This window comes from Marinospirillum sp., from assembly GCF_014859565.1.
In genome coordinates, this window is the sequence record NZ_JACUUA010000116.1 from 1 (window position 1) to 11,083 (window position 11,083).

General features: G+C 52.0%; 10 protein-coding genes. 8 read left to right on the forward strand and 2 right to left on the reverse strand.

Annotated elements, in window-relative coordinates:
• From aceF to IBX50_RS13160, 5 genes are all read left to right on the forward strand, one after another.
• Window positions 1-1,359, forward strand: a 1,359-nt coding sequence (aceF, locus tag IBX50_RS13140; protein WP_292256521.1) for a dihydrolipoyllysine-residue acetyltransferase, incomplete at its 5' end; no start/stop codon positions are given.
• 432 nt (window positions 1,360-1,791) lie between these two features.
• Complete coding sequence (adk, locus tag IBX50_RS13145; protein ID WP_292256523.1) at window positions 1,792-2,448, forward strand: adenylate kinase; 657 nt, start codon at window positions 1,792-1,794, stop codon at window positions 2,446-2,448.
• A 6-nt stretch (window positions 2,449-2,454) separates the two neighbouring features.
• Window positions 2,455-3,135, forward strand: coding sequence for a tRNA (adenosine(37)-N6)-threonylcarbamoyltransferase complex dimerization subunit type 1 TsaB (tsaB, locus tag IBX50_RS13150; RefSeq protein ID WP_292256525.1), 681 nt, complete (start codon window positions 2,455-2,457; stop codon window positions 3,133-3,135).
• 88 nt (window positions 3,136-3,223) lie between these two features.
• The gene (locus IBX50_RS13155; RefSeq protein ID WP_292256526.1) at window positions 3,224-3,502 is read left to right on the forward strand and encodes a hypothetical protein; all 279 of its coding nucleotides are present in this window, start codon (window positions 3,224-3,226) and stop codon (window positions 3,500-3,502) included.
• An 11-nt stretch (window positions 3,503-3,513) separates the two neighbouring features.
• Window positions 3,514-4,302 (forward strand): class I SAM-dependent methyltransferase, encoded by a 789-nt coding sequence (locus tag IBX50_RS13160; RefSeq protein WP_292256528.1) that lies wholly within the window; start codon window positions 3,514-3,516, stop codon window positions 4,300-4,302.
• A 92-nt stretch (window positions 4,303-4,394) separates the two neighbouring features.
• Here IBX50_RS13160 and plsB read toward each other — a convergent pair whose 3' ends face one another.
• Together plsB and IBX50_RS13170 are read right to left on the reverse strand one after the other, a co-directional pair.
• The gene (gene plsB, locus IBX50_RS13165) at window positions 4,395-6,809 is read right to left on the reverse strand and encodes a glycerol-3-phosphate 1-O-acyltransferase PlsB (protein ID WP_292256529.1); all 2,415 of its coding nucleotides are present in this window, start codon (window positions 6,807-6,809) and stop codon (window positions 4,395-4,397) included.
• Between the two features lie 106 nt (window positions 6,810-6,915).
• On the reverse strand, window positions 6,916-7,551 hold the full coding sequence (locus IBX50_RS13170) for a YecA family protein (RefSeq protein WP_292256531.1): 636 nt from the start codon (window positions 7,549-7,551) through the stop codon (window positions 6,916-6,918).
• Window positions 7,552-7,631: 80 nt separating this feature from the next.
• On the opposite strand from IBX50_RS13170, the gene IBX50_RS13175 reads away from it, so the two are divergent.
• The 3 genes from IBX50_RS13175 to IBX50_RS13185 all read left to right on the forward strand — a co-directional run bounded on the left by IBX50_RS13175 (window position 7,632) and on the right by IBX50_RS13185 (window position 11,083).
• On the forward strand, window positions 7,632-8,165 hold the full coding sequence (locus IBX50_RS13175) for a SprT family zinc-dependent metalloprotease (RefSeq protein WP_292256532.1): 534 nt from the start codon (window positions 7,632-7,634) through the stop codon (window positions 8,163-8,165).
• Between the two features lie 148 nt (window positions 8,166-8,313).
• Window positions 8,314-10,263, forward strand: coding sequence for an acetate--CoA ligase (gene acs, locus IBX50_RS13180; protein WP_292256533.1), 1,950 nt, complete (start codon window positions 8,314-8,316; stop codon window positions 10,261-10,263).
• Between the two features lie 157 nt (window positions 10,264-10,420).
• Window positions 10,421-11,083 (forward strand): response regulator transcription factor, encoded by a 663-nt coding sequence (locus IBX50_RS13185; RefSeq protein WP_292256535.1) that lies wholly within the window; start codon window positions 10,421-10,423, stop codon window positions 11,081-11,083.

Genomic DNA, 11,083 nt, shown 5'->3' on the forward strand with positions numbered 1-11,083 from the left:
CCTGCACCTGCAGCAGCTCCTCAGGCTGCAGCGCCCGTTGCTGCGGCTGCTCCAGCAGGCCGTCAGGAAATTCGGGTACCGGATCTGGGTGGTCACGCTGAAGTTGAAATCATCGAAGTGAATGTGAAGGCCGGTGATGAGCTGAATGCTGAAGACACCCTGATTACCCTGGAAACCGACAAGGCCACCATGGATATCCCTTGTCCTTATGCTGGCAAACTGGTGGAGCTGTTGGTTAAAGAAGGTGACAAGGTTTCTGAAGGTCACCTGATTGGTTACATTGAGGCAGAAGGAGTCAGCAGTACCGCAGCAGCAACGCAGACTGCGGCTCCGGCTACTCAGGCGTCCACTCAGGCTCCTGCAGCCCCGGCAACTCCCGCTGCTGCATCAGCCTCTGTACCTAGTTCTGCACCCAGTTCTACACCTGCTAAACCTGCCGGTAAGGTACATGCTGGTCCGGCAGTGCGTCAGCTGGCGCGTGAGCTTGGGGTTGAGTTGGCACAGGTCACTGGCAGTGGCCCCAGAGGTCGTATTCTTAAAGAAGACCTGCAGAATTTTGTTAAACAGGTGATGCAGCAGAGCCGTTCCGGTACAGCAGCAGCTCCCGCAGCAGCTGGTGGTGCAGGTATTCCGCCGGTGCCAGTGCAGGATTTCAGCCAGTTTGGTGAGATTGAAGAAAAACCCATGGGCCGTCTGTTGAAGGCCGGTGCGGTAAACCTGCATCGTTCCTGGCTGAATGTGCCGCATGTTACCCAGTTTGATGAAGCTGATATCACCGAGCTGGAAGACTTCCGCAAATCAATCAAGGCAGAAGCGGAAAAGCAGGGTGCCAAGGTGACTCCGCTGCCCTTCCTGATCAAGGCCTGTGCACTGGCATTAAAAGCCTATCCACAGTTCAATGTATCCCTGGGTGCTCAGGGCGACACACTGATCTGGAAAAAATACATCAACATCGGTTTTGCCGTGGATACACCCGACGGCCTGCTGGTGGTGGTGGTGAAGGATGCTGACAAGAAAAGTGTTTATGACCTGGCGCGTGAATCTTCTGAGCTGGCAGCAAGAGCACAGAAGAAACAGCTGAAAGGTGAAGACATGAAAGGCAGCTGTTTCACCATTTCCTCCTTGGGTTCGATCGGTGGTACAGCCTTTACACCGATAGTAAACGCACCCGAGGTGGCAATTCTGGGTGTTTCCAAGGCCAGTATCAAACCCATCTGGGATGGCAAAACTTTCCTGCCGCGTCTGATGCTGCCCTTGTCCTTGTCTTATGATCACCGTGCTATTAATGGTGCTGATGCAGCACGTTTTATCACCTTCCTGTCGCAGCAGTTAAGTGATATTCGTAAAATGCTTTTGTAAGACAACAACATAGCTTAAACCCCGAATAACTCCCGTAGCGGCGGGAGTTATTCAGTCAGGCACTCAGCCATATTCTGCAAGCCGTGCAGGATATTGATGCCAAAAACCAGCAGATAGCGGCTGCTGCGGAAGAATAATCGGCTGTTGCCAGTGAAATTGATGCCAATCTGGGACGAATTCGGGATGGCAGTGAAGCCAGTGCTCAGGGTGCTCAGGCGACCTCAGAATCCAGTCAGGCACTGACACAAACTACCATAAGTTTGCAGCAGGCCATCAGCGCTTTCCGGGTTGCCTGAACCGACTGCTCACCTTTTGTCTTAGTCCCCGGTGCTTGTCAGCTCCGGGGACTCCCTGTATTGTCCTTTATTTCGCGACGATCCAGTTTACCTATCTCTTCAGTAACACATAAAAATATTAACCAAGGAGACAAGAATGCGTCTGATTTTATTGGGAGCACCGGGTGCCGGTAAAGGAACACAAGCCCAGTTTATCTGTGAGGCTTTTGGTATTCCCCAGATTTCCACGGGTGACATGCTGCGTGCAGCGGTCAAGGCCGGTACTGAGCTGGGATTAAAAGCCAAAGAAATTATGAGTGCCGGTGGTCTGGTTTCTGATGATTTGATCATTGGTCTGGTCAAGGATCGTATCAGCCAGCCTGATTGTGCCAAGGGTTTCCTGTTTGATGGTTTCCCCAGAACCATCCCCCAGGCAGATGCCATGAAAGAAGCCGGTGTTAAACTGGATCACGTGGTGGAAATTGCTGTTGCTGATGAAGAAATTGTCCAGCGTATGTCTGGCCGTCGTGTTCACCCTGCCTCTGGTCGTACTTACCATCTGGTTTACAATCCGCCCAAGGTGGAAGGCAAGGATGATGTGACGGGTGAAGATCTGATCCAGCGTGAAGATGACAACGAAGCCACAGTACGTCATCGCTTGGCTGTTTATCATGATCAGACTGCACCTCTGGTTGAGTACTATCAGTCCTGGGCCAAACAAGACCCTGAGCAGGCACCTGTTTATGCCCATATCAAGGGTGTTGGCAGTGTGGATGATATTCGTACCCAGGTGCTGAAAGTCCTGGGTGCCTGATACAGCATGACGCGTATACTGGCTCTGGATACCTCCTCCGACGCAGGTTCTGTTGCACTCTGGTGTGATGGTGAAGTGCTGGAGGATTTTCAACTGCTGCCCCGGCAGCAGGCTCAGGCACTGCTGCCACAGATCAAAAAGCTGCTGGCAGATGCTGGTACTGAGCTGAGTCAGCTGGATGCACTGGCCTACGGTCGCGGGCCAGGCTCCTTCACCGGGCTGCGTATTGCTGCAGCCAGCATTCAGGGGTTGGCACTGGCGCTGGATCGCCCGGTCATCCCTGTTTCAACCTTACAATCCATCGCCTGGAGTACCCATCAGCAGTACTTTGCCAAAAAAGTACTGACCCTGCTGGATGCTCGCATGGATGAAGTTTACTGGTGTGCCTGGCAATGGCAGGATCAACAACCAGTAGCCTTAATGGCGGAAATGCTGAGCCAGCCGGAAGCGGTGATGCTGAACAAGCTGGATGATCAGGACTGGGTGCTGGCTGGATCGGGTGCTGTATTTGTTGAGCGTTTGCCACCGGTTTTGCGGAGTTGTATTCAGCAGGAATTGCCGGAGATTCGACCTGCGGCTGGTGCCATGGCACATCTGGCGGCACAAATCTGGCAAGCAGGGGGTGCTGTGGATGCTGCTGAAGCTCAGGCGGTTTATTTGCGTGACAAGGTGACTCATGGCAGCTGATTGCCCTGAGACAGGTCAAGTTTTGCACCTGCAGGACGATAAGTTCTTTGTCCACAACAAAGTGATCCATCCTTCCCAGAGATAAAGTATGCGTATCCAGGGTTCCGTTCAGTCACCCCAGCCGCAACCGCTCAGGCGACGTAAAAAAGCGCCGGAGAGTGTTGATGACACTGCTGAAAAGCCGAGTGCAGCCAAGGGTGTTATCCGACTGGATCCTGAGGTGGACTATATTGCTGCTGATGAATCCTGGGAGCTGGACGAACGTGAACTTTCAGCCAGAGCCAGACGCGCTCTGCAGGGTTACTGGATGGTGGCACATCAGGGACGTCTGGCGGCTGAATGGCACCGTATTGATCTTTATGTCTGAAATTCTTTTCCATGTCTGCTGAACTCACTGGTTTGATTCTTTGTATCCCCCCCGCACATGAACAAGCCACTTGCTGGGCTGATCAATTACAACTGCCGCTGACGACTGAGCTGCCTGTCAGTGGGCTGTATCTGCGTTGTGACGCTCATGGTTTGTCACTGGTTCATGCTAACTTGCCAGATATTCATCCAGTGCGGGTGGATTTTACTGCTGGTGTCCTGGCACACCGCCGCCAGTTTGGTGGTGGGCGAGGTCAGGCGATTGCCAAAGCCTGTGGACTTAAGCCCGGTATTTCACCGCGTATACTGGATGCCACACTTGGATTGGCTGCAGATGCTTTTGTGCTGGCTTCTCTGGGTTGTCCGGTATTGGGTATTGAGCGCCACCCCTGGGTAGCCGCTCTGGTACAGGATGCCTTGCAAAGATCCACTACTGATCCTGAACTGGATTGGTTGCAGCAGCGTTTGCGACTGGTCAGGGGTGATTCCACCATGAGTATGGCGGTACTGGCAAAGGCAGCTGATTTTTCCCCGCAGGTGATTTATCTAGACCCGATGTTCCCACACAGTGATAAAAGTGCACAGGTCAAAAAGGAAATGCGGTTTTTCCGCGATCTGGTCGGTAAGGATGAAGATGCAGATCTGTTATTGCAGCAGGCATTGGATTTGGCCAGCCACCGGGTGGTGGTCAAACGGCCACGTAAGGCGCCCTGTCTGGTAGGGCGAGCACCTAACCTCAGTCTGGAAGGCAAGGCCAACCGCTTCGACATCTACACCCTGCGTAGCCTGGAAAAAGCATAAAACACGAAGGTGGTTGTTAATAAATCAGGTCTTTTGATGTTTTTATCTCTGGCAAAAGTTCCCGGCAGAAGGTTGAATTATCTTGGCTGATATCACTCACTTGGCTGCCGCCATGTCAGGCTGAGTAAGCTGTGCCTTAATTGGGGATCGAAGAGTTTTCTGCCTTGTCGGGTCACTCGCAGCAGTTCTTCGCTGTACACCAGTCGCTGGTGTTCATCCAGGCTCAACCATCCCTGATCCATCAGCTGTTGTAATGCCTGGGCAAACAGGCGGCTGTCCGAATATTCCGGTGAGTCCAGCCCCTGTAAGATGGTCAGGCGTTGTGCCATTTCACGGCTTTGGTTGATCAACTCGTTGCTGGTTAATTGTCCGTTACCGTTGCGTTCCAGTAAAGCCAGCAGCAGGTAAAAACGCTCCAGCGCTGGTTGTACCAAACTACCCAGTAATCTCAGACGCATACATCCCGGCAGGTGTTCAGCGGGTCGCTGCCAGTGTTGATCGACCGTTTTTTCCAGCAAGCCCAGTTGAGTGAGTTGTTCCAGGCTGGTATCAAACTGTGCATCCAGTTGTTGATCTTCCAACAGGGGTAAAAACAGTTCTTCTGCTAACAGGGGGTATACCAGTAAAGCTTGTTGTTTCAGCTGTTCACTGCTCAAGGTTTTCTGGTTCATAAACAAAAAAGCCACCAGCCCCGGCAGGGCAAACAGATGCATGGCATTGTTACGATACCAGGTCAGCAGGATACCCTGTTGTTCATTACAGCGGTAAAGATCACCCAACGGATGCGGCATTTTTTCTACAAATCCCAGCTTTTCCCCTGCTGCCAGCCAGTCTTCCGGCTGTCCATCCGGCAAGGCGGTTACATCATTCATGCTTGCCAGCTGTGCCAGGGTTTGCATCTGTGCCAGCAGGTTGTTGGCCTCCAGCACACGGTGTGGACTGGCGAGCAGTGCCAGTGCTAAAAGATTGGCTCGGTTCAGGGTGGCGGCTTGATTGATGCCGCAAGCCACCTGCCGACAGAGCTGGCTGACCTGTCGGGTGCGATCTGTTTTAGTGGTTGTCGGTGTTGAATTCAGTGGAATCGGAGTTCCAAAGCTGACATCCACCTGACCAAAATATTGCCGGAGATTACGCAGCACACGCAGCAGATCCAGTGGTGATTCTTTCTTTTTGCTTTTGCCGCGCAGTTCATGCAGGTAGGTGGAGCCTTCCAGCACTTTTTCATAACCCAGGTGAACGGGAATCAGTAGCAGGGGTTTGGTGACACCTCGTTCGGCGGCCTGCAGGGTCATGGATAACATGCCTGCCTTGGGTGGCAGGGTACGGCCGGTGCGTGAGCGGCCACCTTCTACAAAAAACTCAACCGGGTGTCCCTGTTTTAGCAGGTGGTAAAAATATTCATTAAACACTGCGGAGTAGAGCGGGTTGTCACGAAAGCTGCGGCGCATAAAAAAGGCACCACCTCGGCGCAACAGGGGGCCGATGATTGGCATATTCAGGTTAATGCCTGCAGCAATGTGCGGTGGCATCAGGCCATTTTTAAACAACACATAAGACAACAGCAGGTAGTCGATGTGGCTGCGATGACAGGGCAGGTACACCAGCGTGTGTTGTCCGGCCAGGGATTTGAGCCTGTCCAGCCCGGTAATGCGAATGCCGGCATAAAGCTGGTTCCAGAGGCGGGATAACAGCCGATCCATTACCAGCAGTACGGGATAAGACACATTGGAGGCAATTTCGTTGATATAAGCCAGTGCCTGCTCACGCGCTGCTTTTGCTGAAGTGACCTGTGCCTGTTGCTGGATGGCTGCCCGCAAAGCGGGAGAGGTCATCAGGCTATTAACCAGTGTGCGACGGTGAGAAAGATCCGGCCCGAGGATTCTGGTGCGTACCCTGCGAAAATACTGCTGCAACAACCGACGGCTTTTATTCGCCGCATAACTGGCACCTTTTGCCATCAGTTGTGGTTGAGCCATCACCCGTCGGGCACGTACCGGTTGTCCGGCCTCGACCCAGAGTTGTCGGCCATGCAGCAGGATGGCAAACCAGCGCCGGATGCCGCCCATAAAAGCCCAGGAGTCAGCGGTGATGATTTTTAGCAGGGATTCTTCGCGCCCCGGTGCACGTCCCCAGAAAAAACTGACAGGAATCAGCTGCAAATCTGCATCCGGGCTGGATTGTAATACTTGCCAGACGTGTTCCAGATCCTGTAGGTATAACAGACTGGTGTCAAAATGCTGATTGCCCAGTGCCTGACTGCCGGTTGCTGGCAACTGGTGTTGACGAATCAGCCGTTGCAACAGCAGTTTTTCAGTCAGACTGTAACGATCCAGCAGGTAAAAGGTGGGCAGATCCTTGCGGAGACCCTGTAAATCAGGGGTAAAATGCGGCCTGACCAGCAGGCGCAACAAGCCGTTGAGCAATAGGCGGTAGGGCCAGGTCAGGGCTGTCAGTCGTAGTCGTGGCATATCACTCCGGGATGACAGGTCAATAACAAGGGGCACCATGAAAAAACACTTTTCCTGGCGATCCGGACTGCTGGTGGATGGTCGCCATTTTTTTCCGGATGTGCTGGCTCAACGGCTGCGATAAAAGCAGCCGTTAAAATAAAAATCAGCGGCGGCGATTTTTGCTGCTTTTGTTGTTACGGGTAGGTGGAGTAGGTGGTTTTTCTTCCGGGGCATTCAGTTGACAGTAGATATCCAGCAACAGCTCGGGCAGTTGCTGGGTAAACTGGGACATCAACGCCTGATCTTCTTCCATTTCAGCAAAGTCTTCTTCTTCACTGAACAGGCCGGACAGCGCCATCAAAGGCAACAGCAGTTCGGCAATATCCTGCTCTTGGCTACCCAGCCAGAGGTCTTCCTGTTCAAAAACTGCCTGCATAAAACCGGCACACCAGTCACCAATAAAACCTTCAGTGTCTTCATTTAGATCAGTATCAAAAGGCAGCTCAATACCGCCGCCTTGATAAAACCCCTGACGAGCCGAGCGGCTGGCTTCTTCCAGCAATTGCAACAGCTGATCCGCGGCAGTACCGATAGCTGGTGTATTGGCAAATAAAGAAGGCAACCAGTCGGTGGCGGTACTGTCTTGTGGTTCCATGGCTCTGGCAGTGATATAACCCAGAGCAATAAACAGGTCTGCATCTTCATCTTCATCCGTGCCCAGTTGAATCAGCAGTTCATCCAGTTGCTCCAACTGGTCAGTATTCAGTAACATCCGGGGCAGTTCATTTTCCTGATTCATAAAACCTCTGAGGCAAGGAGCGGTTGATTTCAGGATTCTACCTGTCAGGCGACTGGCAGGCACCAGAGAAAAGGTGTTTTGTGCAAAAAAGCCCCCCCATTTTACCCGAACTGGAGCTTCACCTGCGTGCTGAGGTCTTTAAATGTTACGCGCTGGCAGAAGCCTGGTACCTAAAATCTTTTGCCCGACCACAAATTCTGCTGAATCTTCGTGGGCGCAGTGCCGGTGTGGCTGAGTTGCAGAAAAACCGTTTACGTTTTAATGCTGTGCTGTTGGCAGAAAACGAAAATGCTTTTCTGGCTGAGGTTGTACCCCACGAGGTGGCTCATCTTCTGGCCCGGAAGCTGCATGGCCGGGGTGTGCGCCCTCACGGTTATGAATGGCAACAAATCATGCGGCAGGTATTTGCCCTGGAGCCGCGTCGAACCCATTCTTTTGATACTAGCCGCTCGGCACGCCAAGGTTATGTTTACACTTGTGGTTGTCATGATCGGGAGCACGCCTTGACCATTCGCAGGCACAACCGTATTTTGCGGGGACAAAGGTACATCTGCCGGCAGTGTAAAACCCATTTAAGCTTTTTACGTGTGGATGAAAGCGTGACTGAAAAGTGACAACTCGGTCACTTCGCTATAACTCATTGAATTTAAATGGTTTTTTGTTGCTACCAAGGTCTAATGTTGCTGCACCATGTTGGGCATGTATAACTTGTCGCAAGATTTTTACATAAAAACAATCCACCCCAGGCAGAGGCTGAGTCTGATGAGCGAACAACAGAAAGTTTATCCTGTAACACCAGAGCTGGCAGAAAGCGCATGGATCAACAAGGAAAAATACCTTGCCATGTACAAGGAATCAGTAGAAAACCCCGACGCATTCTGGGCAGAGCAGGGTAAGCGTCTTGACTGGTTCAAACCTTATACCAAGGTTAAAAATACCAGCTTTGATTCTCACAATGTCGATATCCGCTGGTTTGAAGATGGCACCCTGAACGCCTCTTACAACTGTCTGGATCGTCACCTGGAAACTCGTGGTGACCAGGTTGCTATCATCTGGGAAGGTGACAACCCAGCTGAAGACAAAAAAATTACCTATCGTGAGCTATATCATGATGTTTGCCGCTTTGCCAATGGCCTGAAAAAACTGGGTGTTAAAAAAGGCGAAGTGGTCACCCTGTACATGCCGATGGTGCCTGAAGCTGCTGTTGCCATGCTGGCTTGTGCTCGTCTGGGTGCCATCCACTCTATTGTATTTGGTGGCTTCTCTCCGGATGCCATTGCCAGCCGTGTGATTGGTTCTGACTCCCGCGTGATTATTACTTCTGACGAAGGTTTGCGTGGTGGTAAGCATGTGCCCTTGAAAGAAAACGTCGACGAAGGTCTGACCAATCCCGGTGTAAAAACCGTTGAACACGTGGTTGTGCTGAAGCGTACCGGTGGCGATATTGCCTGGCACGATCATCGTGACGTGTGGTGGCATGATCTGGTTGCTGATTGTGCAGATGAGTGCCCTGCGGAAGAAATGGAAGCGGAAGACCCGCTGTTTATTCTGTTCACTTCCGGCTCCACAGGTGCTCCAAAAGGACTGAAGCACACAACTGGCGGCTACATGGTTTATGCCTCCATGACCCATCAGTACATTTTTGACTACAAGCCCGGTGATGTTTACTGGTGTACTGCAGACGTGGGCTGGGTAACAGGTCACAGCTACATTGTTTATGGACCGCTGGCTAATGGCGCCACCACACTGATGTTTGAAGGTGTGCCTTCCTACCCAAGCCACAGCCGCTTTGGTGATGTGATTGATAAGCATGGTGTAACCATCTTCTACACAGCGCCGACCGCTGTACGTGCCCTGATGGCTCAGGGTGAAGGTGTGATGGGTAATAGCAAGCGTACCTCTTTGCGCTTGTTGGGTTCCGTAGGTGAGCCAATCAACCCAGAAGCCTGGCAGTGGTACTACGATAAGATCGGTAACAGCAAGTGCCCGATTGTGGATACCTGGTGGCAAACTGAGACGGGCGGCATCCTGATTGCGCCACTGCCCGGCGCTACAGATCTGAAGCCTGGTTCTGCTACCCTGCCTTTCTTTGGTGTGCAGCCAGCGCTGGTGGATGCTGAAGGCCAAATTCTGGAAGGTGAAACCGAAGGTAACTTAGTCATTCTGGATTCCTGGCCGGGTCAGGGTCGTTCCATCTGGGGTGATCATGAGCGCTTTGTGCAAACCTACTTCACCACCTACAAAGGCATGTACTTCACGGGTGACGGCTGCCGCCGTGATGCAGATGGTTTCTACTGGATTACCGGTCGTGTGGATGACGTTATCAACGTTTCCGGTCACAGGATGGGTACTGCTGAAGTTGAGTCTGCAATGGTTGCTCACCCATCTGTTGCTGAAGCAGCAGTGGTTGGTTACCCGCATGACATCAAAGGTCAGGGTATTTATGTGTATGTCACACTGGCCGATGGCTTTGAACCCAGTGATGACCTCAAGAAAGAGTTGGTGAAGTGGGTGCGTAAGGAGATTGGTCCGATTGCTTCTCCTGATGTCATTCAATTCTCTCCGGGTCTGCCAAAAACGCGTTCTGGTAAAATCATGCGCCGTATTCTGCGTAAAATTGCCGCCAACGAAACAGACGGTCTAGGTGATACCAGCACTCTGGCAGATCCATCGGTTGTTGATGACCTGATTGCTAACCGCGCAACCAAGTAATCCTCGGCTTGTAACCTTTGGCATTGCTCTTGCCCCGCTTCGGCGGGGCTTTCTTTTTGTGTGTCTGTCAACGATAGCCATAATGGATTGTTTCTTGATTATTCATGGCAGGAATATAATAATGACTCAGGATTTACAGACTGCCGGAGGAAAGTGAATGGCTTTACGCCACAAGATTATCGTTGCTGACGACCACCCCCTGTTTCGGGCCGCTCTGCAGCAGGCAGTTCGCCAGGCACTCAGCGATGTCGAAATCGTTGAAGCGGATACACTCGAAGCCGTACACAAAGCTGTTGCGGATCATCCTGATGCTGATTTGATTCTGCTGGATCTGCATATGCCGGGTGCTCATGGTTTTTCCGGTCTGGTATTTCTGCGAGGAGTTAATCCCGGCATACCAGTGGTTGTGGTATCTGGCAGTGAAGAAACCCATGTTATCCGTCGTGCCATGGATTATGGTGCTTCCGGTTTTATTCCCAAGTCCTCTTCTTTGGATACCATTGCAGCAGCCATCTCTCAGGTGATTCAAGGTGAAGTCTGGATTCCACCGGAAGTTGCAGATGGTCTGGATGAAATCAGTGAAGAAGAAGCCCGCTTTGCTGAGGCTCTGGCATCACTCACCCCACAGCAGTTCCGCGTATTGAGCATGCTGACTGAAGGTTTGCTGAACAAGCAGATTGCTTATGAGTTGCAGGTTTCTGAGGCAACCATCAAGGCACACGTCACCGCCATCCTGCGCAAGCTGGGTGTACATTCTCGTACCCAGGCTGTGATTGCCGCCAAGCGCCTCGAAGTTGAAGCGCCTCGCGTTTCTGGTTAG

What these genes read in the sequence shown, in the direction of transcription:
- adk (WP_292256523.1), top strand. Translation starts at nt 1,792, where the DNA reads ATGCGTCTGATTTTATTGGGAGCACCGGGTGCCGGTAAAGGAACACAA.
- tsaB (WP_292256525.1), top strand. Translation starts at nt 2,455, where the DNA reads ATGACGCGTATACTGGCTCTGGATACCTCCTCCGACGCAGGTTCTGTT.
- IBX50_RS13155 (WP_292256526.1), top strand. Translation starts at nt 3,224, where the DNA reads ATGCGTATCCAGGGTTCCGTTCAGTCACCCCAGCCGCAACCGCTCAGG.
- IBX50_RS13160 (WP_292256528.1), top strand. Translation starts at nt 3,514, where the DNA reads ATGTCTGCTGAACTCACTGGTTTGATTCTTTGTATCCCCCCCGCACAT.
- plsB (WP_292256529.1), bottom strand. Translation starts at nt 6,809, where the DNA reads ATGGTGCCCCTTGTTATTGACCTGTCATCCCGGAGTGATATGCCACGA.
- IBX50_RS13170 (WP_292256531.1), bottom strand. Translation starts at nt 7,551, where the DNA reads ATGAATCAGGAAAATGAACTGCCCCGGATGTTACTGAATACTGACCAG.
- acs (WP_292256533.1), top strand. Translation starts at nt 8,314, where the DNA reads ATGAGCGAACAACAGAAAGTTTATCCTGTAACACCAGAGCTGGCAGAA.
- IBX50_RS13185 (WP_292256535.1), top strand. Translation starts at nt 10,421, where the DNA reads ATGGCTTTACGCCACAAGATTATCGTTGCTGACGACCACCCCCTGTTT.